General features: G+C 67.2%; 24 protein-coding genes. 13 read left to right on the top strand and 11 right to left on the bottom strand.

The window, feature by feature from the left end:
* Window positions 1-30 precede the first annotated feature (30 nt).
* Window positions 31-1,389 carry an NAD-dependent succinate-semialdehyde dehydrogenase gene (locus ACFFGN_RS06565; RefSeq protein WP_380044416.1) on the bottom strand — a complete coding sequence of 453 codons (1,359 nt, stop codon included), beginning with the start codon at window positions 1,387-1,389 and terminating at the stop codon, window positions 31-33.
* Between the two features lie 235 nt (window positions 1,390-1,624).
* Between ACFFGN_RS06565 and ACFFGN_RS06560 the strand changes: the two genes are divergently transcribed.
* Complete coding sequence (locus ACFFGN_RS06560; RefSeq protein WP_380044415.1) at window positions 1,625-3,754, top strand: M6 family metalloprotease domain-containing protein; 2,130 nt, start codon at window positions 1,625-1,627, stop codon at window positions 3,752-3,754.
* A gap of 27 nt (window positions 3,755-3,781) precedes the next feature.
* Window positions 3,782-4,306: a DUF1990 domain-containing protein gene (locus ACFFGN_RS06555; protein WP_380044414.1), complete on the top strand. Its 525-nt coding sequence runs from the start codon at window positions 3,782-3,784 to the stop codon at window positions 4,304-4,306.
* Between the two features lie 127 nt (window positions 4,307-4,433).
* Here the strand turns inward: ACFFGN_RS06555 and ACFFGN_RS06550 are convergent, their stop codons facing one another.
* On the bottom strand, window positions 4,434-4,955 hold the full coding sequence (locus ACFFGN_RS06550) for a hypothetical protein (protein WP_380044413.1): 522 nt from the start codon (window positions 4,953-4,955) through the stop codon (window positions 4,434-4,436).
* Window positions 4,956-5,091: 136 nt separating this feature from the next.
* Between ACFFGN_RS06550 and ACFFGN_RS06545 the strand changes: the two genes are divergently transcribed.
* Complete coding sequence (locus tag ACFFGN_RS06545) at window positions 5,092-5,769, top strand: uracil-DNA glycosylase (protein WP_380044412.1); 678 nt, start codon at window positions 5,092-5,094, stop codon at window positions 5,767-5,769.
* Here the strand turns inward: ACFFGN_RS06545 and ACFFGN_RS06540 are convergent.
* The 3 genes from ACFFGN_RS06540 to ACFFGN_RS06530 all read right to left on the bottom strand — a co-directional run bounded on the left by ACFFGN_RS06540 (window position 5,766) and on the right by ACFFGN_RS06530 (window position 10,062).
* On the bottom strand, window positions 5,766-6,527 hold the full coding sequence (locus ACFFGN_RS06540) for a MerR family transcriptional regulator (RefSeq protein ID WP_380044411.1): 762 nt from the start codon (window positions 6,525-6,527) through the stop codon (window positions 5,766-5,768). The genes ACFFGN_RS06545 and ACFFGN_RS06540 overlap by 4 nt on opposite strands.
* A 92-nt stretch (window positions 6,528-6,619) precedes the next feature.
* Entirely contained in the window at window positions 6,620-8,383 is a 1,764-nt protein-coding gene (locus ACFFGN_RS06535) for an ABC transporter ATP-binding protein (RefSeq protein WP_380044410.1), read from the bottom strand.
* Window positions 8,380-10,062: an ABC transporter transmembrane domain-containing protein gene (locus ACFFGN_RS06530; RefSeq protein ID WP_380044409.1), complete on the bottom strand. Its 1,683-nt coding sequence runs from the start codon at window positions 10,060-10,062 to the stop codon at window positions 8,380-8,382. The genes ACFFGN_RS06535 and ACFFGN_RS06530 overlap by 4 nt, the downstream gene beginning before the upstream one ends.
* Window positions 10,063-10,263: 201 nt before the next feature.
* Between ACFFGN_RS06530 and ACFFGN_RS06525 the strand changes: the two genes are divergently transcribed.
* From ACFFGN_RS06525 to abmR, 7 genes are all read left to right on the top strand, one after another.
* Complete coding sequence (locus ACFFGN_RS06525) at window positions 10,264-11,463, top strand: ROK family transcriptional regulator (RefSeq protein WP_380044408.1); 1,200 nt, start codon at window positions 10,264-10,266, stop codon at window positions 11,461-11,463.
* Between the two features lie 63 nt (window positions 11,464-11,526).
* A complete protein-coding gene (locus ACFFGN_RS06520; RefSeq protein ID WP_380044407.1) occupies window positions 11,527-12,858 on the top strand; it encodes an ABC transporter substrate-binding protein in 1,332 nt (443 codons plus the stop codon).
* 2 nt (window positions 12,859-12,860) lie between these two features.
* Window positions 12,861-13,850 (top strand): carbohydrate ABC transporter permease, encoded by a 990-nt coding sequence (locus tag ACFFGN_RS06515; protein ID WP_380044406.1) that lies wholly within the window; start codon window positions 12,861-12,863, stop codon window positions 13,848-13,850.
* A gap of 1 nt (window position 13,851) precedes the next feature.
* Window positions 13,852-14,682, top strand: coding sequence for a carbohydrate ABC transporter permease (locus tag ACFFGN_RS06510; protein ID WP_380044405.1), 831 nt, complete (start codon window positions 13,852-13,854; stop codon window positions 14,680-14,682).
* On the top strand, window positions 14,679-15,932 hold the full coding sequence (locus ACFFGN_RS06505) for a 6-phospho-beta-glucosidase (protein WP_380044404.1): 1,254 nt from the start codon (window positions 14,679-14,681) through the stop codon (window positions 15,930-15,932). Before ACFFGN_RS06510 ends, ACFFGN_RS06505 begins: the two co-directional genes overlap by 4 nt.
* On the top strand, window positions 15,929-16,948 hold the full coding sequence (locus tag ACFFGN_RS06500) for an N-acetylglucosamine kinase (RefSeq protein WP_380044403.1): 1,020 nt from the start codon (window positions 15,929-15,931) through the stop codon (window positions 16,946-16,948). The genes ACFFGN_RS06505 and ACFFGN_RS06500 overlap by 4 nt, the downstream gene beginning before the upstream one ends.
* 187 nt (window positions 16,949-17,135) lie before the next feature.
* Window positions 17,136-17,657, top strand: a complete 522-nt coding sequence (gene abmR / locus ACFFGN_RS06495) for an ATP-binding transcription factor AbmR (RefSeq protein WP_380044402.1) — start codon at window positions 17,136-17,138, stop codon at window positions 17,655-17,657.
* Between the two features lie 72 nt (window positions 17,658-17,729).
* Here the strand turns inward: abmR and ACFFGN_RS06490 are convergent, their stop codons facing one another.
* Window positions 17,730-19,061, bottom strand: coding sequence for a hypothetical protein (locus ACFFGN_RS06490; RefSeq protein WP_380044401.1), 1,332 nt, complete (start codon window positions 19,059-19,061; stop codon window positions 17,730-17,732).
* 84 nt (window positions 19,062-19,145) lie between these two features.
* The gene (locus tag ACFFGN_RS06485; RefSeq protein WP_380044400.1) at window positions 19,146-20,081 is read right to left on the bottom strand and encodes a mechanosensitive ion channel family protein; all 936 of its coding nucleotides are present in this window, start codon (window positions 20,079-20,081) and stop codon (window positions 19,146-19,148) included.
* Between the two features lie 226 nt (window positions 20,082-20,307).
* Between ACFFGN_RS06485 and ACFFGN_RS06480 the strand changes: the two genes are divergently transcribed.
* Window positions 20,308-20,763, top strand: a complete 456-nt coding sequence (locus tag ACFFGN_RS06480; RefSeq protein ID WP_380044399.1) for a GNAT family N-acetyltransferase — start codon at window positions 20,308-20,310, stop codon at window positions 20,761-20,763.
* 141 nt (window positions 20,764-20,904) lie between these two features.
* On the opposite strand, the gene ACFFGN_RS06475 is transcribed toward ACFFGN_RS06480, so the two are convergent.
* Window positions 20,905-21,879: a neutral zinc metallopeptidase gene (locus tag ACFFGN_RS06475; RefSeq protein ID WP_380044398.1), complete on the bottom strand. Its 975-nt coding sequence runs from the start codon at window positions 21,877-21,879 to the stop codon at window positions 20,905-20,907.
* Between the two features lie 829 nt (window positions 21,880-22,708).
* On the opposite strand from ACFFGN_RS06475, the gene ACFFGN_RS06470 reads away from it, so the two are divergent.
* Window positions 22,709-23,461 carry an SAM-dependent methyltransferase gene (locus ACFFGN_RS06470; RefSeq protein ID WP_380044397.1) on the top strand — a complete coding sequence of 251 codons (753 nt, stop codon included), beginning with the start codon at window positions 22,709-22,711 and terminating at the stop codon, window positions 23,459-23,461.
* A gap of 118 nt (window positions 23,462-23,579) precedes the next feature.
* Here ACFFGN_RS06470 and ACFFGN_RS06465 read toward each other — a convergent pair whose 3' ends face one another.
* From ACFFGN_RS06465 to ACFFGN_RS06455, 3 genes are all read right to left on the bottom strand, one after another.
* Window positions 23,580-24,026, bottom strand: coding sequence for a hypothetical protein (locus ACFFGN_RS06465; RefSeq protein ID WP_380044396.1), 447 nt, complete (start codon window positions 24,024-24,026; stop codon window positions 23,580-23,582).
* A 137-nt stretch (window positions 24,027-24,163) separates the two neighbouring features.
* Window positions 24,164-24,664 carry a hypothetical protein gene (locus ACFFGN_RS06460; RefSeq protein WP_380044395.1) on the bottom strand — a complete coding sequence of 167 codons (501 nt, stop codon included), beginning with the start codon at window positions 24,662-24,664 and terminating at the stop codon, window positions 24,164-24,166.
* A gap of 92 nt (window positions 24,665-24,756) precedes the next feature.
* Window positions 24,757-25,422 (bottom strand): hypothetical protein, encoded by a 666-nt coding sequence (locus tag ACFFGN_RS06455; protein ID WP_380044394.1) that lies wholly within the window; start codon window positions 25,420-25,422, stop codon window positions 24,757-24,759.
* 238 nt (window positions 25,423-25,660) lie between these two features.
* Between ACFFGN_RS06455 and ACFFGN_RS06450 the strand changes: the two genes are divergently transcribed.
* Window positions 25,661-25,963, top strand: coding sequence for a hypothetical protein (locus ACFFGN_RS06450; protein ID WP_380044393.1), 303 nt, complete (start codon window positions 25,661-25,663; stop codon window positions 25,961-25,963).
* The last annotated feature ends 68 nt before the right edge of the window (window positions 25,964-26,031 follow it).

Genomic DNA, 26,031 nt, shown 5'->3' with positions numbered 1-26,031 from the left:
GGCCGATGAATGCAACACGTGGCGTGTGAGTCAGAGGCGGATGGACTTCTTGTTCATGAACTCCTCGATGCCGGCTGGGCCGAGTTCGCGGCCGATACCGGAGCGCTTGATGCCGCCGAACGGCAGATCCGCTTGTGAACCGCCCGCGCTGTTGAGATAGACCATGCCGGCCTCGATCTGGTCAGCGACCCGGCGGGACCGCTCCGGGTCAGTACCGAACACGCTGGCGCCCAGACCGAACGGCGAATCGTTGGCGAGTTCGATCGCCTCCGCCTCGGTCTCAGCCTTGAACACCACCACCACCGGCCCGAAGATCTCCTCGTAGAACGCGTCCATCTCGCGAGTGACATCCGTCAAGACCGTCGCCTCCAGGTAGGCCCCGGGCCCGATCCGCCGTCCACCGGTTCGCAGCGTCGCGCCTTGCCGTACGGCCTTTTCCACCTGCGCGGCGACCTCATCAGCCGCCGCGACCGAGGCCAACGGCGGCAACTTCGTCGCCGGATCGGCGGGATCGCCCGGTTGATAGAAGTCGGCCACCCGCTTGGTCAGCCGATCGACGAACTCGTCGTAGATCTCCGCCATGACGATCATTCGCTTTGGCGAATTGCACGACTGACCACAGTTACGCATCCGCGCTGTCGCGATGACGTTCACCGACTCGTCCAGGTCATCGCTGTCCAGCAGGATGAGCGGGTCGGATCCGCCTAGTTCCAGCACCGACTTCTTCAAGTTCCTGCCTGCTTCGACCGCCACCGAGATCCCCGCCTGCTCACTACCGGTCAGCGACACTCCTTGGATCCGCGGATCGGCCAGCACCGACGGAATCTGCCGACTGGACGCAAAAACGTTTACGTAAACGTTCTCAGGCACTCCGGCCTCGCGCAGGATGTCCTCGATCGCCACGGCGGACCGCGGGCAGATCGAAGCATGCTTCAGCAGAATCGTGTTACCCAGTACGAGATTCGGTGCCACGAACCGGGCCACCTGGTAACACGGGAAGTTCCACGGCATCACCCCGAGCAGCGGCCCGATCGGTCCTTTGGTGATGACAGCCCGGCCGCCCTTGATCGCGACCGGCTCGTCCTTCAGCAGGTCTGGCCCACGCTCGGCGTAGTACCGGAAGATGTCGACCACGATGCCGATCTCACCCCGGCCCTCGTTGATCCGCTTACCCATCTCCAGCGTCATGATCGCGGCCAACTCGTCGGTCCGTTCGGCGAACAGGTCGGCCGCGCGCGCCACGATAGCCGCCCGCTCGGCGACCGACCGCTGCCGCCAGGAGCCGTACCCGCGATGCACCCGGTCGATCGCGGCCAGCACCTCCTCATCGGTCGCGTTCGGCACTTGCTCGATCAGCTCACCCGTCGCCGGGTCCGTCACTGTGTACATGGGGAATGAGCCTCCCTGTCGACCGAAAACCACTTCAGCCATACTGTATACAGTAGACGAAACGGCGTGTCGATGCCGTCTCACCGCTGGCCTCGCCTACGAGTGACGCGGCCGGTTGCGCGAGATGGCGGGGAAAACGAGGGGAATCCGTCGTGGTGATCGATTGTGGCCGGCGGGTTGCGGGGGCAGACTGCCGGGACAACGTTGTACCGCCCTCTTCGATCGGAATCCGCCTGTGACCGACGAACGGAAATTCCGGCCTGCCCTGCGGTTGATCGCCGTACTCGCAGCCGTCTCGATCCCCTCCCTCGCCCTCGCCACGCCCGCCCCCGCGTCCGCACCGTCGTCGGCATCCGCCGATGCGGTGGCCGCGGATCCGCCTAACCCTTGGCAGTTCGACCATTGGCCGCAGACTCAGCCCTGGCAGGAATCCCGCGGCGAGAAGCGGATTGCCTCGGCGGGGTTCGGCGCCGCGATCGATCCGCAGAACTGGGTCAATCCGGATCACATGACCTGGTCGGACTACAAGTTGCCGCCTGGTACGAACTGGGCCGATCCGGGCAAATCCGGCTCCGTGCGTACGTTCAAGGGCGCGCTGGTCCTCGTCGACTACCCGAACCAGCCGTTTGTGGTCACGCAGCCCAAGGGCTCGACGCCGTTCGGCAATCCGAGCGCGGAGGCGAACGGCATCCCGCGCGAGCAGGTCGCCGAGTTCTACCGGGACTTCCTGAACAAGCCGGGTGCGTTGAACCGCGGCCATACGATCCACGAGTACTGGATGGAGGACTCGGGCGGCCGGTACGGCGTTGAGTTGACCGCCTTCGGCGCGTACAAGATGCCCGGCAAATCGCACGAGTACGCGATGGAGTTCCAGGCCGGCACGGGTTGTCCCGCCGGCGACACCTGCACGAAGAATCTGCGCACGGACGCCCGGGCGGCCTGGGTCGCCGACGTCGGTCCAGAGGTTCCGGCCGGCTTCGACTTCATCTTCTATCTGAGCGCCGGGCAGGACGAATCGGCCACCTGGCAGGAGTTCGGGCCGATGAAGTTCCCAACCAAGGAGGACGTCACCGACGAGTTCGGCCCGCCGGACCCGGCTCTACCGAACTGGACGCGTACCCGGTACGTCGACTGGACGTCCTGGGCCTCCGGCTCCACCCTCTGGCCGAACGCCGGCGGCGGTTCCACCACCCAGTCCGAAAGCTCGGGCATGGCCGTGTACGCCCACGAGCTCAGCCACGTTCTCGGCATCGGCGACAACTACAACAACCCGTACGGCGTACCGCCGCGGCGGGCGTACAGCGGGATCTGGGAGATGCTCAGCCGTGGCACATTCAATGGCCCGGGCGGTCCGCACAGCCGCTGGATGATCCCTGCGACCGGCGGTGCCTCTATGGGCGCTCAACACATGCTGCGCAACAAGATCAAGCTCAAGATGATCGACGAGCAGAACGTACTTCGGCTGTCCCGCGAGGCTCTAGCCCAGTCCGGCCTGGTAATCGCGGATGTAACCGCCCGGGCGATTCAACCAGGTCCGAAGGGCTTGTCCGGGATCAACATCGAACTAGGCACAGGCGATCTCGCGCCGCCGTGTGCGCCCGCAACCGATCCGATGTGCGACGGCCGGGGCTACCAGAACTACACGCTCGAGGTGGTCGACCGGATCGGAACCGACTCGTTCACCCCGGACTCCGGCGTACTGCTCGCCAAGACGAAGAACCAGGACCAAGCGCCGTTCGAGTGGGTAATTGACGCTAATCCGCAGGACATCGGGATGACGGATTACGTGCTCCCAGACGGCACTAAGGTCCCGATCACCATCGGGGACTACCGCCAGCTCTCGGACGCCCTGTTCCACGCTGGGACCAACTCCGGCAGCGAGTTCGAGTACGTCGACCAGGCCAACCGGCTGCACTTCTACGTCACCAACGTACGACGTGATGGCGTTGGCGTGTTGTCGTACCGGGTGGCCGTCCGGTCGCTTGACGGAGCTGGACCCGCACAGCGCGGCGTACGCCTGCTCCCGACGGCTGCAGGTCCTGACGGCGACGGAACGACCACCTGCAAGTTCCCGCTGCGGAACACAGGTAAGACCGCACCGGTCGCAGGACAGCACCCAGAGGACGTGAGCCAGTACCTACGCGGTGACGTCTACCGCCTGTCCGTAAAGGTCGACGGCGCCAACTGGTCCGTGGCGCTCCCCAACGAGTTGGCAACCGCCAACGTCGGCGAGCAGGTCCAGGTCGCCGTACAGGCCAAGCCCGGTCCGACGGCCAAACCGCTCGCCAAGGTCACTCTGACCGCTACCTCCGAGAGTGACCCGACAAAGAAGTCCACGGCCACCTGCTACGCGATCGGCCGGTAGTTCGCGTCGAACGGTCATGATGGGTTTGTGAAGCTTGCAGACCTTGAAGGACTTGAGTTCAGCTACGACTGCGTGGGCTGCACGGAGGCGGCAACAACACCTCCGGGCTACCACCGGCTGGAGCACCGGGAGCGGCTCGGCGAAGGGCCTGAGGTCTTTCGCCGAGCCGCTTCTGCCTTGATGACGTTCGAGATGCATCGGGCGTCCGGGATCGGTATGACGGCTACATCCCCATCAGCCGAGGTCGGCACGCTCACGCTCGGCCGCCTCGGCCCGATCCCCGTGCCCTGCAAGATCGTCCGAACAATGAACGACCCGGCCGAGACCGGTTTCGCGTACGGGACCCTGCAAGGTCATCCCGAAGCCGGCGAGGAATCTTTCACCATCTCCCAGGCTGAAGACGGCTCAGTGTGGTTCACCCTGCTCGCGTACAGCCGCCCCGGCACCTGGTACACCCGCCTCGCAGGCCCCATCGCGCGCCTAGGCCAATCCCTAGCCGCCCGCCGCTACGCCACCGCCCTACGCCGCCTCGCTCAAACACCCCGAAGCTAGAGGCCTTAACGACTAAGGGCCACAACACTGAAGGCCTCAAAAGCTGATGGCCTCGCAAGCTCATACCTTGCGAGGCCGCGACCTTTATAGGCCAAGACTTCTACCGCCGGATGAACGACAGACCAACTCAGCGGGTGCAGGTGGGGCGGGGGGTTGCGGGGGCTTCGGCGCAGAAGATGCGGAGGAAGTTCTGGTAGGCCCGGGTGAAGGTGGCTACGTCCATCTTGGGGACTTCTAGGCCGCCAGTGGCTCGCGGCAGGGTTTGGCCGACTTGCTGGGCCGCACGCCAGGCGTCCTCGCTGCCGTAGACGTATACCTGGATGACCGCGTTCTGGTAGCGCACGCGGGCTTTCAGGTAGTTCCGCAACACAGGCGCGTCCGAAGGCAGCTTGCGCCGGTCGGCCTCGGAGACCCCGGCGAGGCCCTTGGCCGTGTAACCCGCCTCAAGCTGGTAGGAATTGGCTGCATCCAGGAAGTCGGCGTAAACCACTGCACGCTTCTCCCGCGCTTCCTGGGCTCGATCGGCCTCAAGCTGCATACCGGTGATCTGGATGCTGACGAGCGCACCAACGAGGGCGCCCAGCAGGGCTGAGCCGGCGCCGATGAAAGCCACCTTGAAGTCGCGGGTGCCATCCGACCTCGGTGCCATCCGGTGCTCCCTCCGCCGCGAGGTCCTACCAGCATGAGACCACCGAGCGCCGAATCACCGTCAAGCCTTCAGCCCCACACCGCAAGACATGGCACCCACGCGCCGGATACGGAAGGCGCCTGGGAGACTGTCCCGGGTGAGCCCGAAATCACTGAGTGACTTGGTTGCGCCGGACTGGGCCGAAGCGCTTGCGCCGGTTGAGGACACCGTCAGCCGGATGGGCGAGTTCCTGCGGGCGGAGATCGCCGCGGGCCGTCCGTACCTCCCTGCCGGGGAGAACGTGTTGCGCGCGTTCACGAGGCCTTTGGCTGAGGTGAAGGTGCTAGTAGTCGGTCAAGACCCGTACCCGACTCCAGGCCATCCTGTTGGCTTGAGCTTCTCGGTGGCGCCTGACGTCCGGCCGATCCCTCGCAGCCTGCAGAACATCTACCGCGAGCTAATGGCCGATCTGGATGTCCCAGCGCCTAGCAACGGCGACCTCTCCCCCTGGGCCGATCGCGGCGTACTGATGTTGAACCGAGTTCTGACGGTTCAACCCGGCAAGCCCGGCTCACACCGCGGGAAGGGCTGGGAGGCCGTTACCGAGCAGGCGATCAAGGCCCTCGTGTCACGGGGCGGACCGCTCGTGGCGATCCTCTGGGGCCGTGACGCGCAGACGCTCAAGCCGATGCTCGGGGATATCCCGTACGTCGAGAGCGCCCACCCGAGCCCGATGTCGGCCGATCGCGGGTTCTTCGGGTCGCGTCCGTTCAGCCGGGTCAACGCCCTGCTCGCCGAGCGTGGCGGCGACCCGATCGACTGGCGCCTCCCCTAAGTTCTCCAATGCGAGGCGGCGAAAGCGGTCATGGCCTCGTGCAGCCAAGGGGCCAGGAGCGGGTCGATCCGGTCGAGGTTCGAGCGCTGCTCCGGATCGTTCAGGTAGAACTCGGCCAGACCGACGTAGGACGAGCGGTCCGGTTCCCAGAACGCCCTGATCCCCAGATGGTGCTCGCCTATCAATTCGAGCGCACCCGGGCTGTCCGGCGCCACGTCGGCCCGCGCGAGTAGGGCCATCCGACGGAGTAGGTCCTCGCCTTGCTCACGAGCCGCCAGGTGGTCCTCGGCCGTCCACTCCCGGGTCCGCTCGGCGCTTACCGCGAAGTGCTGCCGGACGCCCTCACCGTGTGCGGCAACCAGGCGTTCCTCCAGCTCCGCCCGGCGCTGGTCGAACCCGGCGAACAGCTCTTCCGCCGTGAGCTCGGGCCCACCGTCCAGCTCGGCGATGGTGGCGTCGATCGTGACCAGCAGGTCGTCGAGCCGGTCGCGGGCCGCGAGCATCTCTTCCCGGTGCAGCCGCAACGCTTCCCGCTCGTCGACCGAGCCGGCCAGCACCGCCTCGATCTGCGGCAGGCCCAAACCGAGTTCCCGCAGCAGGAGAATCCGTTGCAGCCGGAGCAGTTGCGGCCGTTCGTAGTACCGGTAACCGTTGGCACCCACGTGATCCGGCGGTAGCAGCCCGATCGCGTCGTAGTGCCGCAGGGTGCGGGTGGTCACGCCGGAGACCCGTGCGACCTCACTGATCGACCAGCTCATGGGAGACCACGGTAGCGGCAGCAGGTACGACGACGGGCCGAGGTGATCAGCGACAGCAGATACGACGATGAGGCCGAGGGCGAGCCTCAGGCTTAGGTGCCGGTCCAGCTGTGCCAGAGGTGGCTGTAGCGGCCGTCGCGGCCCAGGAGCTCTTTGTGCGAGCCAACCTCCACAATGCGCCCCTGGTCGAGCACGATGATGCGATCGGCCTGTTCGGCTTGGGTAAGTCGATGCGCCACGATCAACGTCGTACGGCCTTCGGTGGCGGCAGCGCTGGCTCGTTCGAGTTCACGCGCGCCGGCGCTGCCCGCTTCCGCCGTAGCCTCATCCAGCACAGCAACGGGCGGATCCGCCAGCACAAGCCGCGCGAAGGCCAACTGCTGTGCCTGGGCTCCGGTCAGCTGGTGCGCGTTCTCCCCGACCTGGCTGTGCAAGCCCTCCGGCAAAGCCCGAACCCAGGTAAGAGCGCCTGCAACCTCCAGAGCGGCTTCCACCTCGGCATCAGTGGCTGAGGCTTTCGCAAGCCGTACGTCCTCCACGAGCGGTCCCGAGAAGACGTGCACCTCCTGGCTCAGCAACGCGACCTGCGAGCGCGTTCGAACCTCCCCAAGCGTCCGTACGTCGACGCCACCGAGGAGAACCGAGCCCTGCGTGGGTTGAAGGATTCCCGCGACTATCGCCGCCAGGGTGGTCTTACCGGCACCACTAGCGCCTACCAGAGCTACCCGCTCGCCTGGCTCGATACGGAAGGCCACGTCCGCCAAAACGAGCGGCCCTTCGTCGTACCGGTGGCTGAGGCCCACAACCTCGATCGAGCTGTCCCAAGGCCCTGGCCCATCCGAAGCGGCATCGGGCGGCGGTAGTTCGGCCACCCCGGCAAGCCGGGCCAGACTGGCTCCGGCTGACTGGACCTGGTCGAACTCCATCACCAGCGTGCCAAGCGGATTGAACAGCCGGTGGAAGTACAACGCGGCCGCGGTGGTCGCGCCAACCGTCGTGAGATCACCGCGTACAAGGAAGAACCCCGTCACCAGTACGGCGGTGAGACCAACGAACTCGGCATGGTTGATCCGCGACGCGAAGTGGCTGAACAACCGGAAGACCCCCAGCGACAGGTCCATCGCCACCCGGGACCGGTCGTCGATCCGGGCCAGGTGCTCGTCTTCCAGCCGGTAGGCCCGCACGGTGGCACTACCCCGCATCGAGGCGATGAGCACCTGCGAACGCTCGCCCATCGCCACCCGTTCGCTAGCGTAAAAGGGCGCCGAGCGTGGCAGGTACCACTTGAGCGCCAGCAGGTAGACCGGAACGCAAAGCAGGCCCGCAAGCCCTAACCGCCAGTCGAGCGCGAACATGCCGACGCCGGTCAGTACAACCGTCACCGCGGCCTGCAACAGGAGCGGCCCGGTCGAGCTGATGGCGTTCGCGACCACGGAGACGTCATCGCCGACCCGGGACAGCAGGTCACCGGTGCGCACCTTCTCCATCGTTGCCGAGGGCAACTGCAAAACCCGGTCCACCACCTGCTCGCGCAGCCGCGCCAGTACGGCCTCTCCCACGCGCGACACCAGCATGCTGCCGAGCGCGGTCAGCAGACCGGCCAGCAGCGCGGCGCCCGCGATCACGATCGCGATCCTAAGCACCGACGCCCGGTCGGCACCTGCGGTGAGGTCGTCCACGAGCCGCCCGAGTGCCCAGGGCGCCACCAGCCCGGCCGCACCCGCCGACGTGACGACCAACCCGGCGAGCGCGGTCGGCCCCTTGCGCATTCCCCGCCACAGCACCGACCACGTCTGCCCGGCGCCGGCGATCGGCAACAAGTCGTGGCCGCCACCAGCGGACGAAACCTCGCTCATCGCAGCACCGCCTCCCGATACCGCTCATCCCGTTCGGCCAGTTCGCCATGGGTGCCTTCGGCAACCACCCGGCCGTCGTCCAGGACGACCACCCGGTGCATCTTGCCGAGCAGCGCCGGACTACTGGTCAGCACCAGCGTGGCGGCGTTCGCCCGCTCCGCGACCAGACCTTCCGCCAGCAACTCCTCCGTCACCGCGTCCACCGCCGTACTCGGGTCGTGCAGCACCAGCAAGGGCGGATCGGCCAGCAACGCGCGGGCCAGACCGAGGCGCTGCCGTTGACCGCCCGACAAAGTCCGGCCGCGATCCGTCACCGGATGGTCCAGTCCGACGGAGTCAACAAGATCGGTCGCCGCGGCCGAAGCGACAACCTGCGTAAGCCGCTCGTCATCACCCGGCGACCCGGCCAGCAGGTTGGTCCGGATGGTGCCTTCGAAGAGGTCCGTGTCGTGTTGTTCGAGCAGCACGGTCCGCCTGATCAGGTCGATGTCCAGCATCTCGGCCGGCGTACCACCGATCAGCAGGTGGCCATCGTGTTCGGGAGCGCCACCGGTCACGAGGGCCAGCAGCGCATCGGCGTCGCGCGGGTCATAGCAGAGCACCCCGACGAGTTCACCGACTCCGACCGACAGGTCCACCTTGTCAAGGCCGCGATGACTCACGCGCTCCAACGCCAACGAGGGAGCGGCCGGATCCAGCTGAGTCACCGAACCTGATTCGACCAGACCCGGTGCGTCCAGCACCGAGGCCAGCCGTCCGGCCGAAGCCTTCGCCAGCGCCGCGAGCTGACCGCAATAGCCCAACGTGCCAACCGGTTCGGCCACGAACTGGGCCAAGCCGACAACCGTGACGAGTTCACCGATGCTCAGCCGGCCGTTCAGTGCGAACCACCCGGCCACACCGGCAACGGCCGCGAGGAACAACCCACTCGCGGCGGTAGTGACGCCGTCCTGGATTCCGTTCGTGGCCGCCGCTCGCAGCGTCGCGGTCAGGGCCTGCTGGCTCGACCGGCGGTACCGCTCGGCGGCGTTGTGCTGCGCCCCGATACCGCGCAGCGTGCGTAGACCCGCGACAAGATCCGTGGCCAGGGCCGTGGTACTCGCGATCGACTCCTGCTGGCTTTCGGTACGCCGGGTCAGCAACGGCGACAAGGCCTGCAACGCCACCACGATCACCGGTACGCCGACCAGGACGCCAAGCCCGAGAGGTACGTCGATCGTCAGCAAGGCGATCGAGGACACAGCCAGGGCCGCGACCGCCGCCGAGCCCATCGACACGGCCCGCAGCGCCAACGCCGACTTCTCCGCGTCGGAAGTCGCGATCGACAGCAGTTCACCTGAACGCAGGCCGCTGCGATGACCGCGAGGGTCGAGCACCCGCGCGGCGACCTCCAGCCGCAACTGGTGCGTCTCGGTCTCGATCGCCCGCACGATCTGCCGCGCGCCGGTCTTCCACGCGTTCGACAGCAACAGGAACAACAGCACCAGCAACAGCACGCAGAACCCGAGGTTCGCGACGCTGCCGGTGGCGATGGCCCGGTCCACGGTCAGGCCGATCAGCACCGGCACGGCGGCCTCGGTCGCCTGGTGCAAGGCGAGCACCGCGATACCGATCGACAATCGCCCGCGATGCCTTCGCACTGACCGCCGCAACAACCGGCCGGCCGTCAGGCTCCCCACACAGACCTCCGCGCTCGTATTCAGTTAGGTCACCCTAACCCGGTCCCAGCCGACGGCAGCGGCGAGGCCAAAACGTGACCAGCGCGATCGATTGACAGCACCGGTGATGCCGCCTTACCGTCCTACTCATCAATAGGAAGGTTTCCTAACAGTTAACCCTTGAGGCCATCGCGGCCCGAGCAGCCGGATGGGAGGGACACGATGGCCGGAACGCCGAGTACGCCCGGAACGCCCCGGCTGCTGCGCGCGATGAACGACCGCGCCGCCCTCGACCTGCTGCTCGAGCAGGGCCCGCTGTCCCGTACGGCGCTCGGCAGCCTGACCGGTCTGTCGAAGCCGACCGCCTCGCAGTTGCTCGGCCGCCTGGAGACCGTCGGCCTGGTCCGGCACAGCGGTACCAGCGCCGGCCGCCCGGGCCCGAACGCCCAGCTCTACGAGATCAACGCCGGCATCGCCCATGTCGCCGCGCTCGACGTGAACCCGGCCCGGATCCTGTCCGCGGTCGCGGATCTGCGCGGTAGGGTCGTCGGCCGGTTCGAACTGCCCACCCCCGGACGCAGCGCCCGCGGCACGGTCGAACGCGTACTGAAAGCGATTCACGGTGCGCTCGGTGAAGCCGCGCTGACCGAGGATCGCCTGCGCCGGGTGGTGATCGGTACGCCCGGCGGGTTCGATCCGACGACCGGCCGCCTGCGCTACGCGACCCACCTGCCCGGCTGGCACAGCCCGCGCCTGCTGGAAGACCTCGCGGCCGCGATCGGCGTACCGCTCGAGGTCGAGAACGACGTCAACCTCGCCGCCGTCGCCGAGCAGCGCATCGGGCACGCTCGCGTCAGCGGCAACTTTGTCCTCCTCTGGGGCGAGGAGGGAATCGGCGCCGCGGTGGTGATCGGTGGACGGCTCCACCGCGGCGCCACCGGCGGCGCCGGTGAAGTCGCCTTCCTCCCCCTGCCCGGCACTCCCCTGGTGCGCAACGTCGGCCGCAACAACGCCGGCGGCTTCCAGGAACTCGCCGGTGCCGAACCGGTTCTCGCCCTCGCCCACGCCCACGGCCTGCAGGCCCGGTCCGCCGAGGACGCGATCACCCAGGCGCTGCGCACGCGCGGCGCGGGAGATCGCGTACTGGCGGAGTTCGCGCACCGGCTGGCCGTCGGCCTGGCCGCCATCGTGGCGGTCGTCGACCCCGAATTGATCGTCCTGGCCGGTGGTGTCATCACCGCCGGCGGGGAGCGCCTGCGCGGCCTCATCCAGGAAGAACTGGCCGTACTGGCAGTACCACGACCCCGCTTGCTGCTCACCGCTGTCACGGAGGATCCCGTGCTCACCGGTGCGCTGCAGTCGGCTTTGAGCACCACCCGCGACGAGGTCTTCGACACCGCTGGAACCCCTGCCGTCGAGTGAGCGCGCCGAACACCCTGCACCAAGCCCGCTGAGAAAGTCCGCACGAAGATCAGGAGACCGGAAATGCCCCGAGTTCACAGAGCAGTCGCGGCGGCCGCGGCCATCGCGCTGCTCGGCACCGCCTGCACCGGCACGCCCGCCGCGACCAAGGCCAGTGACGACCCCTCCGCCGCGAATGTCGAAATCCTCTTCTGGCACGGCTGGAGCGCGCCGAGCGAGGTCAAGGGGATCGAGGCCAGCATCAAGAACTTCCAGGCGAAGTTCCCCAACATCAAGGTGAAGGTCGTCGGCAACATCAACGACGACAAGATCAAGCAGGCCCTGCGGACCGGCGGCGCGAGCTCCCCGGACGTGGTCTCCTCCTTCACCACCACCAACGTCGGCGCGTTCTGCAGCTCGAACGTCTTCGCCGACCTGAAGCCGTTCATCGACAAGTCCGGCCTCAACCTGGAGCAGACGTTCCCGAAGCCGTTGCTGGACTACACGCAGTTCGAGGGCAAGCGGTGCGCGCTGCCGCTGCTGAACGACGCGTACGGCCTGTATTACAACAAGGACGCCTTCAAGGCCGCCGGTATCACCGAGCCGCCGAAGACGCTGTCCGAGTTCGAGGCCGTCGCCAAGAAGCTCACCAAGCCCAAGGGTGACAGCTTCAGCCAGCTCGGCTTCATGCCGAACTATCACGGCTACGAGGTGACCACCAGCCAGTACGGCGCCCTGTGGGGCCTGAAGTACTTCGACGACGAGGGCAGGTCCAACGCCTCGCGGGACCCGAACTTCATCAAGGCCTACCAGGGCCAGAAGAAGCTCGTCGACGCGCTTGGTGGTTACGCCAAGCTGGAGAAGTACCGCACCACCTTCGGTGACGAGTGGGGTGCGAAGAACCCCTTCCACACCGGCCAGGTCGCGATGGCCTTCGACGGTGAGTGGCGCGCGGGCATGATCAAGGACGCGGGCGTGAAGTTCGAGTTCGGTGTCGCACCGGTCCCGGTTCCCGATGACCAGAAGGACACCTACGGCAAGGGCTACCTGTCCGGCACGATCATCGGTATCTCGAACAAGAGCGAGAAGAAGAACGCCGCCTGGGAGCTGACCAAGTACCTCACCAGCGACACCGACGCGGTGGTCAACTTCTCCAACGCGATTCACAACGTGCCCTCGACGTTCGAGGCGCTGAAGTCGCCGAAGCTGGCCGAAGACCCGATCATGGACGTCTTCATCGGCATCGCCCAGCACAAGGACAGCAACAGCGCGCCCGCCAGCGTCAACGGCGGCGCCTACCTGACCACCTTGCAGGATCTCGGCTACCAGTACGAGGCCGGCAAGATCACCGACCTGCCGGCGGCCCTGAAGAAGGCCGATGAGCAGATCGACAAAGACATCGCTCAGGCCAAGTGACGATGACCTCGGTTTCGGCCACTGACCAGGCCGTGCGGGCCGCCGCTCCGGCGCAGGAGTACACCCTGCGCCGGAAGCGGCGGCGCGAGGTACTGCGCAACGTGGCATTCCTGTCGCCCTGGCTGCTCGGCGTCGGGCTGTTCTTCCTCTACCCGTTGTTCTCCACGATCTACTTCTCCTTCGTGAAGTACGACGGCTACGCGCCGCCCGAGGTGGTCGGCCTGCGTAACTGGAAGTACGTCTTCACCGACTTCCCGAACTTCTGGCCCGCCATGCAGAACACGCTGTGGCTGGTCATCATCATGGTCAGCCTGCGCGTCGCCTTCGGCCTCGGTATCGGCCTGCTGATCACCAAGATCAAAACCGGCGCCGGGTTCTTCCGCACCGCCTTCTACCTGCCCTACCTGGCACCGCCGGTGGCCGCGACCATGTCGTTCGCCTTCCTGCTCAATCCAGGCACCGGCCCGGTCAACAACATCCTCGGCGCGATCGGTCTGCCGCAGCCCGGCTGGTTCAACGACCCGACGTGGTCGAAACCGGCCCTGACCGTGCTGGCGATCTGGGGTATCGGCGATCTGATGGTCATCTTCATGGCCTCGCTGCTCGACGTACCGAAAGAGCAGTACGAGGCCTCGGAGCTGGATGGTGCGGGCGCGTTGCGCAGGTTCCAGCACATCACGCTGCCGAACATCTCCCCGATCATCCTGTTCGCAGTTGTCACCGGCATCATCCAGGCGATGCAGTACTACACCCAGCCACTCGTGGCCGGAAAGGTCGCCAGCGGTGTTATTGGTGGCTCAGGGCAACAATTCGAGCCGGGCTATCCCGACAAGTCGACATTGACCCTGCCGCAGGTGGTCTACAACCTCGGCTTCCAGCGCTTCGACATCGGCTCCGCCTCCGTGGTCGCGCTGGTCCTGTTCGTACTCTCGATGATCTTCACCGGGCTGCTGATGCGCCGCCGCGGTGGACTGCTCTCGGCGGAGGACTGAAATGCGCCGCAAAGACACACTGCACTGGATCGCGGTGCACTCGCTGGGAATCGCGGCCGCGCTGTTCTTCGTTCTGCCGTTCGTGTTCGTCTTCCTCACGGCGCTGATGAGCGACCAGCAGGCCCTCACCCGGGACCTGTGGCCCAAGCCGTTCCAGTGGCACAACCTGGTCGACGTACTGAACACGCCGGGCTTCCTGACCTGGTGGAAGAACAGCTTGTTATACGCCATCGTCGGGACGACGCTCGCGGTCGCCTCGAGCATTCCGGTCGCGTACGCGCTGGCCAAGTTCAAGTTCCGCGGCCGGGGCGTCGCGCTGATGGTGGTCATCGCGACGATGATGCTGCCGCCGCAGGTCGTGATCGTGCCGATGTACCTGTTCTGGACCCAGCAGCTCGGCATGTCCGGAACGCTGTGGCCGTTGATCATTCCGATGGCCTTCGGTGAGGCGTTCACGATCTTCCTGTTGCGCCAGTTCCTCACCTCGATTCCCAAGGAGTACGTCGAGGCGGCCAAGATCGACGGCTGCAGCGACTTCAAGGCGATGGTCCGGGTGATCATGCCGATGGCGAAACCCGCTATCGCCGCGGTCGCGTTGTTCCAGTTCTTCTACTGCTGGAACGACTACTTCGGACCGCAGATCTACGCGAGCGACAACCCCGCCGCCTGGACGCTCAGCTACGGCCTGGAGTCCTTCAAGAGCGCCCATCACACCAACTGGAACCTCACCATGGCGGCCACCGTGCTGGTGATGGCACCCGTCATCATCTTGTTCTTCTTCGCCCAAAAGGCCTTCATCGAAGGCGTCACTCTTACAGGGGTCAAAGGTTGAAACTCACAGTCGTTGGCGGCGGTTCGACGTACACGCCTGAACTCATCGACGGTTTCGCCCGGCTGCGCGAGTCGCTGCCGGTCGACGAGCTGGTGCTGGCCGATCCGGCCACGGACCGGCTCGAGCTGGTCGGTGGGCTGGCCGAGCGCATCTTCGCCAAACAAGGCCATCCCGGCAAGATCACCACCACTTCGGATATCGAGGCGGCCGTGGACGGCGCGGACGCCGTACTGCTGCAACTGCGCGTCGGCGGGCAGGCGGCGCGCAACCAGGACGAGACCTGGCCGCTCGAATGCGGTTGCGTCGGCCAGGAGACCACCGGGGCCGGGGGCCTCGCGAAGGCCCTGCGCACGGTACCGGTTGTACTCGACATCGCCGAGAAGGTCCGCGCGTCCAACCCGGACGCCTGGATCATCGACTTCACCAACCCGGTCGGCATCGTCACCCGCGCACTGTTGCAGGAAGGCCACAAGGCGGTCGGCCTGTGCAACGTGGCGATCGGCTTCCAGCGCAAGTTCGCCGCCATGCTGGACGTCGACCACTCGCGGGTCCGTCTCGACCACGTCGGCCTGAACCACCTCACCTGGGAGCGCGGCGTTCGCGTCGACGGCGAGGAGGTCCTGCCCAAGCTGCTGGCCGAGCACGCCCAGGAGCTGGCGGACGAGATCGGCCTGCCGCGTGAGGTGATCCTCGGCCTCGGCGTCGTCCCGTCGTACTACCTGCGCTACTTCTACAAGCACGACGAGGTGGTCCGCGAGCTCAAGGCCAAGCCGTCCCGTGCCGCCGAGGTGGCCGCGATCGAGAAGCAACTGCTCGACATGTACGCCGACCCGGCGCTGGACGAGAAGCCCGAACTGCTGAGCAAGCGAGGTGGCGCGTTCTACTCCGAGGCGGCCGTCGACCTGGCCTCGTCCCTGCTCAACAACACCGGCGACGTGCAGGTCGTGAACACCCGGAACAACGGCACGCTGCCGTTCCTGCCGGACGACGCCGTGATCGAGGTGCCCGCCACCGTGGACGCCCGCGGTACGACGCCGCTGCCGGTGCGTCCGCTCGAACCGCTGTACGCCGGACTCGTCGCGGGCGTCACGGCGTACGAGCACCTCGCCCTCGAGGCGGCCCTGCACGGCGGTGCCGACCGCGTCTTCAACGCCCTGCTGGCCCACCCGCTGATCGGCCAGATCGAGTACGCGAACGGCCTGACCGACCGCCTGCTCGCGAACAACCGCGATCATTTGGACTGGGCATGACCGCGGTAGCCACGGCGCGAACCGGCCTGCAACCGCTGGTTCCGGGTGGCGTCCTGGCGTTCGACGCCGGTAACAGCAAAACCGACGTCGCCCTGGTCGCCGCTGACGGCAGCGTGCTCGGTACGGCGCGCGGCGGCGGGTTCGAGCCGCACGTCATCGGGCCCACCGCAGCCGTCCAGGCCCTCGTACCGCTGGTCGAGGCCGCCGCCGACGCGGCCGGTCTCGACATCTCCAGCGGGGTGCTGGTGCAGCAGATCTCGGCCTGCCTGGCGAATGCCGATCTGCCGATCGAGGAGGAACGCCTGGCCGAGGCGTTCCGCTCGCACGCCTGGGCCGACGAGGTACATGTCGCCAACGACACCTTCGCGCTGCTCCGCGCCGGCGTGGACGAACCGCGTGGCGTGGCGGTTGTCTGCGGCGCGGGCATCAACTGCGCGGGCCTGCTGCCCGACGGCCGGACCGCCCGGTTCGCCGCCGTCGGGCGCATCTCGGGCGACTGGGGTGGCGGCCAGCAACTCGCCGACGAGGCGTACGCCGCGGCCGCGCGCGCCGACGACGGCCGGGGCCCCGCCACCGCCCTGGCCACCGTTCTGCCCGAGCACTTCGGTGTCGCCTCGGTCTCCGCACTGATCGAGGCCCTGCACCTCGGGGACATTCCCTACGCCCGCCGGCTGGAGGCCACGCCGCTGTTGTTCCAGGTCGCCGCCTCCGGTGACGAGGTGGCCTCGGCGGTCGTACGTCGCCAGGCCGAGGAAGTTGTCGCCATGGCGGTCGTCGCGCTGCGCCGGCTGGATCTGCTGAACGAACCGGCCGACGTCGTTCTCGGTGGCGGCGTACTCACGTCCGGGCACCGCCAGCTGATGGACACGATCGAGAGCCTGCTCGCGGCCCAGGCGCCGAAGGCCGTACCGCGCGTGGTCGCCGTACCGCCGGTAGTGGGCGCGGCGCTGCTCGGCCTCGACCGGACCGGCGCCACCGCGTCGGCGCACAGCAACCTGCGAGCCGCCTACAGCTGATCCAGACCTGGCGGGCCGGCTTCTATCCGTGGGGAGGCGGCTCGCCCGTGGGGCCAACCCCTGTGGCCCCTCACGACGCCCGGAGCGACGAGTCCTGCCCACTCGTCGCTTCGGGCGTTCGCACGTTTGACGGCCTGACCCGGTTGCAGGCACTGCAGCGTTTGTGCATGCGTGTAATCATGATTACATGAGTACAGACGAGAGTTCGGACCGAGTACGGGGCTGGCTCACCGGCCGCCTCCCCTCGGACTGGTTCGAGGCAGAGCCAGAGATCACCATCGACCGCGACGAGATCCTCGTGGTCGGCAAGATTCCCGCTCCCACCCTGGAGGGCGAGGTCAGCGACGCGACCCGGGCGGCGGCAGAGGCCGGGCGCATCAAGCAGTTCCGTGAGGACACCCGCGAGCGGCGCATCGAGATCGCCCGCGAGCTCGAGCACGCCACCGGCCGCAAGGTCGCGTGGGGCGTGGTCTCCGGTGGGACCCGCACGATTTTCACCTCGCTGTCGTCACCGGTGATGACCCGGTTGCGGCAGCCCGAGCGCCAGGTCCTCGACACCCTGGTCGACGCGGGCGTGGCCCGTTCCCGCAGCGATGCGCTGAGCTGGTGCGTCAAGCTCGTCGCGCAGCACAGCGAAACCTGGCTCGCCGACCTGCGCGAGGCCATGGCCAAGGTCGAGGACGTTCGCCGGTCCGGCCCCGACGCCTGACGCACCGCACGCGGCGCCCCGTCCAGGGCGCCGCGTGCGGGTTCGGAGCTATGGAGTTGTCCGGCGCGGGTTTTAGTAGTGGATCCGGGCCCGGACGGCGCGGTGGTCGGAGTAGTGGAGCCCGGCCGCGTCATCGCCGGTGTAGTGCTTGGCTGCCTGGCCGGCCTCCTCGAAGCCGACCGTGTGCACGGCCGTGATCGCCGGCATACCGCCCGGCTTCTTGGCCCACAGATAGTCGATCCGGCTGCCCTTGCCGATCGTCCAGTTGTTGCGCAGGCACTCCTGCCGCGGCGCGGTCACCTTGCCGCAGTGGTGGTACATCGCGTCCCGGAAGCCCGCACGGCCATCGAGGTCACCGTTGGTCTGCCGGTACCAGGGCTTCCAGGCGCCGGGGCTTCCGGCGGCGATGTTCGCGTCGCCGCCCCAGATCATCAGCGCGCCACCCCAGTTGGAGACCTTCGTGGCCGCCTCCCGCGCGTTCTCCTCGGCGCACTCATGGCCGCCGCTCTGGTTGGTCGGCCAGTGCGTGGTCGCGACGGTGAGGTCCTTGTCGGCCAGAGTGTCGCGGAGCTTGAGCCGCAGTGCTTCCGCCCGGGTCTGGCCGGTGTTCTGACAGCCCCTGGCGGTGTGCCGGTCGGCCCGCCAGGTGTCGGCCTTCAGCACCCGGAACCGGTCGGTTCTGAAGACGATCGCGGTGGTCTGCTGCCTCTTCTCACCGTTGCACTTGCGCAGCTGGTCCGGCGGGTCGGCGATCGCGATCCGGCCCGTGTACTTGTGCCCGAGCTTTGCCTCCATCCGGCTGACCAGCTTGGTCAGTTCCCTCCGATTGCTGATCTGCTGGACCAGGAAAATGTCAGGCGCGGGATCGGTGCGCTTCATCGCGTAGATGAGGTCCGGCCAGTCGCCCGGGCAATCGGCGGTGGCGGTCTTCAGGTTCTCCACGTTGTTCGTATAAACCTGCACATAAGACCTTCGCGGCGCCTCAGCGGCGGCCGCAGCGCCTGCCCCTGCGGCAGGTACGGCGGCCGCAGCGGGTACGGCGCCCGCTGTGGAGTCGCCCGCGGACGGGCCGACCCAGCCGGCGATCGCGGCTCCGGGAGCGGCCAGCAACACACCACCGGCAAGGACGGCGGCAACCAGGTGGCGGCGGTGACGGAACGTTCGGAACGAGACAGACACGGTGTCCTCCTCGGGGCGGTTCCGGTCCGGACGGACCGGCCAAGCGTCGCCGCAGATTAGCGCCGCCCGGGGTTCAGCATGAGGCTCCCAGCCGACGTCCGAGCTGGTCGGAGACATGGCGGTGGACATGGCGGTGGACATGGCGGTGGACATGGCGGTGGACATGGCGGTGGACATGGCGGTGGACATGGCGGTGGACATGGCGGTGGACATGGCGGTGGACATGGCGGTGGGCGCAGTCCCTGCGCAAAGGGACTGCGCCCACCGGTCTGGGTGTCGCCTTGAACTACCGGCGCTTGCTGCTTGCCATCACCGCGGCGGGTTGGTGTTCCAGCCGTTGTCCGCCTGGCCGGACCAGTTGGTCGCGCCGTGCGAGGCGTGGTGCGGCTCGTCGGCCGACGTCGGCGGGGTCTGACCGCCGTAGCCGGACTGACCGGGCTGACCGCTGTAGCCGGTCCCACCGGTCTGACCGCTGTAGCCGGACTGACCGTTGTCGCCGTAGCCGCTGTCGCCGGACCGCGTGCCGTTGCTGCTCGTCATGCCGTTGCCGCCGGTCGTGCCGTTGCTGGTGCTGGCCGAACCGCCGCTCGAGCTGAGACCGCGCTCGAAGAGTTTCTGCAGGGCCTGGCCCGCCATCTCGCGACCACCGAGGCCGAAGGCAAGACCCATGGCCAGGGCCGCGCCACCGAGAACGATCAGCAGGGTGTTACCGGTCAGCTGAACGGCGATACCGAGCTGGGTCAACGCGGCGAAGGCGGCGTAGACCAGGATCGCGTACCGGCCGATCTTCGCGAGCGTCTCGTTCCCGGTCGCGCCACGGATCACCGCGGACAGGAAGTTCGCGAACAGCGCGGCCAGGCAGATGATCACGATGGCGGCGAAGATGCGCGGAATGTAGCCGAGCATGTCGCTCATGAACGCCGAGATCTCCGGCACGCCGAGGGCCGAGGCGAACATCGTGAAGCTGATCAGGAAGACGAACCAGAACACGACCTTGCCGAGCATCGCCGAGGCGGTCAGACCGGTACCGGATCGCTGCAGTACGCCGGACACGCCGGCGCGATCCATCCACTGGTCGAAGCCGACCTTGCCGAGCAGCTTGCCGATCAGGCTGCCGAGCACTTTCGCGACGATGTAGCCGACGACCAGGATGACGATGCCGCCGAGCAGGTTGGGGATGAACGACAAAAGCTTGCCGAAGGCATCTTCGAAGGGCTGGGTGAAGTCGATCGCTAACGCCGACATCGGGCTTCCTCTCCAGGATGGGCCCGTTCCCGGCATCGCGCACACACGTGGCATCACGCGACCCCGGCCACGGGCGGATGCAGTGGTGTCTGACAGGCCCCGTGCCCGTGACTCCGCGTCCCAAACCTGTCACATTTTGTTAGGTCCTTGACTAAAGCAACGAATCCGGACCTGGCGGCACCGGCCCGGGATCATCTGCCCGGGATCGATTTGAGAAGGTGACGGCATGACCGACGTTGTGATTCGCCCAGCCACCGAAGCCGATGTACCCACCATCGTCGGCATGCTCGCCGAAGACGAGATCGGCGCCACCCGGGAGTCGCCCGACGACCTCGCGCCGTACCTGCGGGCGTTCGCCGACATCGTTGCTGACAGCAACCAGGTACTCGTGGTCGCCGATCGTGGCGGCGAGGTGGTCGGCACGCTGCAGCTGACGATCATTCCCGGTATGTCCCGCAAGGGCGCCAAGCGCGCGCTGGTCGAGGGCGTCCGGGTCGGCGCGGCTGCTCGTGGTCTCGGCCTGGGCACCATCTTGATGGAGTGGTCGATCAACGAGGCCAAGCGACGGGAGTGCCACCTCATCCAGCTCACCTCGGACAAGACCCGGGTGGACGCGCACCGCTTCTACGACCGCCTCGGCTTCGTCGGCAGCCACGAAGGCTTCAAACTCCTCCTCCGCTGAACGACACCTGCAGCCGCTCCGAACGCGGCCGTCCGTACGTCTAAGCAGGGCTGCCCGCGTGGGCCGGGGCTGCCCGTCTAGGCCAGCCCTGTCCCCCTGGGCAGGCTTGTCCGTCTGGGCAGGCTTGTCCGTCTGGGCAGGTCAGGAGACGCGTTTGGCCGGGGCGGTGAAGGTGTTGCACTTGGCCGGGTCCGGGGTCCGGAAGGCGCCGCTCTCCCAGTACCAGTGACTGGCCTTCGAACCGTGGTCGCGGACCTTCTTCGGGTTGTACTCGTCGCCACTGTGCTTGGCCAGGTACTCCCACTCGGCCAGCTTCCGGCCGGTCAACTCCATCGAAGCCTTGTTGGCGCCCAGGAAGAGCGCACCTAGGCAGGACGCCTGCAGCTCCATCCGGCGGTTCTCCTCGAGCTTCGCGGCCTTGGTCTTGGCCCAACCCTCACGAGAAGTCGACGAGATCAGAATGTTCGTGAGCATCTGTACGTGGTGCCCGTACTCGTGCGCCATCGTGCTCATCATGTCGACCCGCGCCCAGAGCGGGTCGCGCTTGTAGGACTTGACGTCGTCCTGCCAGCGCATGCTGATCGTCTCGTTCCCGCCGCAGTAGAAGGCCGTGTCGGCGTGACCGCTGCAAGGCGAATTGGGCTTGCCGTTGTCATAGACAACGAGTTTCGGCGCGCGGAACGGATAGCCGGCCTTACGGACTACCGGCGCCCAGAACTTGTTCAGACACGGCAACATCCGCTGGTAGTACTTCAGCACGGCTTGCTTGCTGGTCGGCTTGACCGCCGGCTCCTGGCAGCCCGCCGACGCGAGCCGGCCAACCCGGTAGAGCTTGTTCTGCTTGACCCGCTCCGCATCCGGCACTGTCTTGGCAGTAACCGTCACGGTCGGCCGGGGCGCTGGCAGCGGGGCGGGCGCCTCCTTGGGACGCAGCGAGGGGCTCACCAGCGGACTACTCACACCCTTCATCGAGTCCGCCACCTGAATACCGGCCACAACGCCACCGCCAACCACTAGCAGCGCGAGTACCGAGAACCCGGCAATCACCGTGTTGGAGAACCGCCGCAGCGGCAACACCGGGTCGGACGCGCTGTACTGCGCACCGGGGCGCACCATCGTTCCAGGGCGGGGGAAGGGCTGCGTGGCGTCGGCAAGCTCGCGGCGTAATTCTTGGTCGCCGAGCGGTTTACCGGTCGTACCGCTCCCACTGAGCTGCTGCGTACCGGCCCAGCCGAAACCGCTAGAACCAGTGGAGCTACCAGAGCCCAGCGGCTGGGTTCCGGGCTTCGCAAGCGGATTGGTCCCGTCACTCGGCTCAGAGTCTTTCGAGGACGTCGCGTCCGAGGCGGCGAAGGAGCTGAAGGCACCTGGCTTCGGAGCCGCCAGCGGGTTCGAAGCGCCCAAGGGCTTCGAGAGGCCCGCGGACTCCGAGGAACCTAACGTCTTCGAGGGATCTGCGGGCTTCGAACGGCCTAGGGGCTTCGAAGGGCCCGGGGGCTGGATCTCGCCGCTCAGGCTGAGATGCTCGGTCTTGCGCAGTGACGGCATTTTGCCGGCCGAGACGGGCCTTACCGGCGTGGCGGGTTCTGCCGTCTCGCCCGCTCCACCAGGCAGGAAGTGACCTGGTTTCGGCATGGACTCGTTGTCCGGCATAACTCTCCCGTGCGGGTCTGGTGGGCGGCCCGACAAGAGGTACTCCCCTTACCGCTTGCCTGCGAGCCGGAGATCCCCACACGGCTCACCGCCGAATGGTACGGCGCAACCGGCTCAGGTGACCACCTATCTCACGAGCCCGTTCGAGCAGCTGCAGACCACTCACGCCTCTCCTGGTATCTCCCAGGACTCGAAGTACGTCATCGTCTGCAGGTACGTGCCCACCCACGGTCTAACCGTGCGCCGGTTTAACTCCATTGCGAGGTCGCACGCGAACCGGTTGGCTTGAGCCGTGCCTTCCTTGGATGACCTGAAGCGGCCCGAATACCCGCGCTCCTCGACGTACGACGCCAAGTGGCTGGTCGAGGCCGACATGGGCCCAAATCCGTTGTGGCTGCTGGAGGATCTCGCCCGGGATCTGGACCTCCGGCCTGGCATGCGAGTGCTCGACCTCGGTTCCGGGAGGGGCGCCACGTCGGTCTTCCTCGCCCGCGAGTACGGCGTACAGGTCTGGGCCGTCGATCTGTGGATCTCGCCGGACGACGCGACGGCGACGTTCGAGGCGCAGGGCGTCGGCGACCAGGTCACCGCGCTCAAGGCCGAGGCACACGCCTTGCCGTTCGCTGGCGGCTTCTTCGACGCGATCGTGTGCATCGACGCCTACGAATACTTCGGTACGGCGGATGGCTATCTCGCCTACCTGACGCATTTCCTCAAGCCGGGTGGACAGTTGGGCATCGCGACTCCAGCACTGCGGACGGAGATCCGCGAGCTCGGCGCCATTCCCCCGCATATCAAGGCGTGTGTCGGCTGGGAGGCCGTCGCCTGGCACACGGCCGAGTGGTGGCGCTTCCACTGGGCCATCACCGAACTGGTCGAGGTGACCTCGGCACGACTGCAGGACACCGGGTGGCACGACTGGCTGCTGTGGGCCCAGGTCTGCGCCGAGTACACCGGCCGACCGTCGGACAGCGTCACCATGCTGACGGCGGATCAGGGCGAACACCTGAGCTTCGCACTGGTCACCGCCCGCAAACCCGGCTGAGCAACCCCACTGCGCCGGATCCGCTGACCTGGCTTCGGTCGGCTGGCCTGGCTTCGGTCGGCTGGCCTGGCTTCGGTCGGCTGGCCTGGCTTCGGTCGGCTGGCGGGGCCGATCGAAGTCAGGGACGACGGCGGTTGCGTTTACGGCGCCGGGCGCGCGCGGTCGCCAGCACGATCGCACTACCCGGCTCGGCGTCTCCCGGCCTGGCCCGGGCCGGCAGGTCGGCGGCACGGGCCGTCAGGTCCACAACCTGGTCGTTGCGGCAACTGGCGGTTCCGGGCGCCGACTCGTCGGCCTGACGAACGAGTTCCCGCACCGGCGCGAGCTCGCGGTCGAGCACGATGCGCCGCTGTTCGATCTCCTGACCGAGCCGGAAGGCCTGCTCGAACTGCTCGGAGGTCTCGTCGATGCGAACCAGGACTCGGCGAACGCACCAGATCGCCACGAGCAGTAGGGCGATCGTGCCCAATCTCGACTGTGGAAGCGTGAGGTCGACGGTCAGCCCGATGCCGGCGAGCGCCAGCAGGCCCCGGTCGTACCACCGGTTCCGTCTCCGTTTCTCCATCGTTTACCTGTTCCCCTGCGTGGTAGCTGTGGACGGACAGGCCACCGGGTGGATGCCGGGCAGGGGATGTGCGACAGGGACCCGGGAAGCGGGGTTAGTAGGACGGGTGAATTGCTCTGTTCTGGCAGTGTGCTACATCACAAGTTCGTTACGCAATGGGATCGCTTGATTGCTCCAAGTAACGATTTCAATCTGTGTTCCGCCTGGGTCACTTCAGCCGCCAACTGCCGCCGCAACATCCGCGTCGCGGCGGTGTTGATCAGCTCTCCGGAGGCCAGCCGGCGGTCCACCGCGACGAGGTTTTCGCAGTGAAAACGCAACTCCCGCTTGGCGATGTAGATCTCCGGCGAGGTCCAGGCCTCGGCGGGAATCGGCTCCTCGCGAGTGCCGCCGGTGAGATCGATCGCGACCCCCTCGTCGATCCGCAGACCGAGGGTTTCGCCTGCGGCCAGCAGCACGGCCGACTCGCTGACCCGCAGGCCGCGAGCCAGCCCCCGAATGGTGCGAGGGGCTGGGAGCACGGCCAAGTCCGACAGGTGTCTCAGCCCCGCTAAATCGGGCTCACCTCCGCAATCAGCGGCAAGCTGCTCGAGGGTGCGGTCTCCGAGGTTTCTTCGGACGAGCTCAGCGAGGTCCATGTGGTGCCCACCTTCTCCGGACTCAGGCGGAAGTCCGGGCCCTGCCGTCTGCTATATCGCTGTCCGCTACCTCGTGGCTACCCTGAGAGAGGTCACAGTTCGGCAACGGGACGATCTGGAGCCTGCTCGGCCGCCACAATTTCCGCCAAATTCTGGCGAGCTTGCTCCACCGCTTCCTCGAACCGGCGGCGCTGCTGGCGAAGCTCCTTGCTCTGCCGTCCAGGCGGCCCGAAGTGCCGGTCGAATCCGACCAGGCTCTCCTGATGGAAGCGCAGCTCCCGCTCGGCGATGAACAGTTGCGGCGATCGGCCGTCGCGCAGCAACCGGGCGGCGTGCCGCTGCTGCTCGATCCGGCTGGCCAGGATGCCACGGGAGGCCTCCGCCGCGGCGAGCAATGTCTTCAGGGTCTCGATCTCCTCGGTGACCTTTTCCAGCGCGTGCTCGAGATCAACCATGTCGGACACAGCCGAGAGCCCCGGCGCGCCTGAGCTGCGCAACGACGCCGGGCCACCGGACGACGGGCCGGCAGGCTCGCCGAGCGCCTCGTAAATCCGCTCGATCGGCCAGCCCAGGGACTCGGCCACCCGGGCCAACGTGGCGTCCCCAACCGGCTCGCCGCGCTCCAGCCCGAGCAGCATCCGGGTCGATCGGCCGACCCGCGCGGCCCACTCACGACTCTCCGCATACCCGGCCTTCACCCGGGCAGCGCGAACCAGCCGCCCGAGGCGCTGCCAGCCATGCGAGTCGTATTCCTGCACCCGTCCAGCATGCCGGAGGTGATCGGCAGAGTCGAGCAGTGGGAAGGAAAAAGTTTTTCCTGATTTCCTCTTGATCCTTCCTCCGAAACTGCTTAGTCTCGGTACATACCGCCGGATCTCCGGCGAGATGCGCAATCAACGGCCAGGGCCTCCCTGCATCCCTCGTCATCGCGCCGGCTCGGCGCGGACACCCGGCCAGGTCGCTCGGGGACAACGAGCGTGGACCTTGGAGTATCTGATGGACAAGGTTGGTTTCCTCAGCAGCGTGGTGATCACCCTCGGCACGTTGTTCGTGGCCGTACTGACCCGGCGCACGGCCAAGGACCAGACAGCGGTTCGCGGCTTCGCCGATCTGAACAAGGCATTGCAGGAACAGGTCGACCGGCAAGGCGCCCGGATCGAGGCCCTCGAGAAGTCCGAGGCCAAGTGGCGCCGGCTCGCGCGCAAGCACGAGATGTGGGATCACGAGGTACTCGACCGCCTTCGCAGCCTGGCCGGCAGCGAGGCCCTGCCCGAATCCCCACCCCTCGACCACTACTAACCACCGCCCCACCCTACGCCCTACGGCCCCTCATCCGCCGTCGGCCACCCTGCCGACGGCGGATGAGG

Source organism: Kribbella deserti (assembly GCF_042434725.1).
GTDB lineage: Bacteria > Actinomycetota > Actinomycetes > Propionibacteriales > Kribbellaceae > Kribbella > Kribbella deserti.
This window is presented reverse-complemented; position numbering and strand designations above follow the sequence as displayed.

What these genes read in the sequence shown, in the direction of transcription:
- ACFFGN_RS06510 (WP_380044405.1), top strand. Translation starts at nt 13,852, where the DNA reads ATGCGCCGCAAAGACACACTGCACTGGATCGCGGTGCACTCGCTGGGA.
- ACFFGN_RS06550 (WP_380044413.1), bottom strand. Translation starts at nt 4,955, where the DNA reads ATGGCACCGAGGTCGGATGGCACCCGCGACTTCAAGGTGGCTTTCATC.
- ACFFGN_RS06460 (WP_380044395.1), bottom strand. Translation starts at nt 24,664, where the DNA reads ATGGACCTCGCTGAGCTCGTCCGAAGAAACCTCGGAGACCGCACCCTC.
- abmR (WP_380044402.1), top strand. Translation starts at nt 17,136, where the DNA reads ATGAGTACAGACGAGAGTTCGGACCGAGTACGGGGCTGGCTCACCGGC.
- ACFFGN_RS06450 (WP_380044393.1), top strand. Translation starts at nt 25,661, where the DNA reads ATGGACAAGGTTGGTTTCCTCAGCAGCGTGGTGATCACCCTCGGCACG.
- ACFFGN_RS06475 (WP_380044398.1), bottom strand. Translation starts at nt 21,879, where the DNA reads ATGGTGCGCCCCGGTGCGCAGTACAGCGCGTCCGACCCGGTGTTGCCG.
- ACFFGN_RS06465 (WP_380044396.1), bottom strand. Translation starts at nt 24,026, where the DNA reads ATGGAGAAACGGAGACGGAACCGGTGGTACGACCGGGGCCTGCTGGCG.
- ACFFGN_RS06565 (WP_380044416.1), bottom strand. Translation starts at nt 1,389, where the DNA reads ATGTACACAGTGACGGACCCGGCGACGGGTGAGCTGATCGAGCAAGTG.
- ACFFGN_RS06515 (WP_380044406.1), top strand. Translation starts at nt 12,861, where the DNA reads ATGACCTCGGTTTCGGCCACTGACCAGGCCGTGCGGGCCGCCGCTCCG.
- ACFFGN_RS06535 (WP_380044410.1), bottom strand. Translation starts at nt 8,383, where the DNA reads ATGAGCGAGGTTTCGTCCGCTGGTGGCGGCCACGACTTGTTGCCGATC.
- ACFFGN_RS06490 (WP_380044401.1), bottom strand. Translation starts at nt 19,061, where the DNA reads ATGTCCACCGCCATGTCCACCGCCATGTCCACCGCCATGTCCACCGCC.
- ACFFGN_RS06540 (WP_380044411.1), bottom strand. Translation starts at nt 6,527, where the DNA reads ATGAGCTGGTCGATCAGTGAGGTCGCACGGGTCTCCGGCGTGACCACC.
- ACFFGN_RS06525 (WP_380044408.1), top strand. Translation starts at nt 10,264, where the DNA reads ATGGCCGGAACGCCGAGTACGCCCGGAACGCCCCGGCTGCTGCGCGCG.
- ACFFGN_RS06480 (WP_380044399.1), top strand. Translation starts at nt 20,308, where the DNA reads ATGACCGACGTTGTGATTCGCCCAGCCACCGAAGCCGATGTACCCACC.
- ACFFGN_RS06520 (WP_380044407.1), top strand. Translation starts at nt 11,527, where the DNA reads ATGCCCCGAGTTCACAGAGCAGTCGCGGCGGCCGCGGCCATCGCGCTG.
- ACFFGN_RS06500 (WP_380044403.1), top strand. Translation starts at nt 15,929, where the DNA reads ATGACCGCGGTAGCCACGGCGCGAACCGGCCTGCAACCGCTGGTTCCG.
- ACFFGN_RS06485 (WP_380044400.1), bottom strand. Translation starts at nt 20,081, where the DNA reads ATGTCGGCGTTAGCGATCGACTTCACCCAGCCCTTCGAAGATGCCTTC.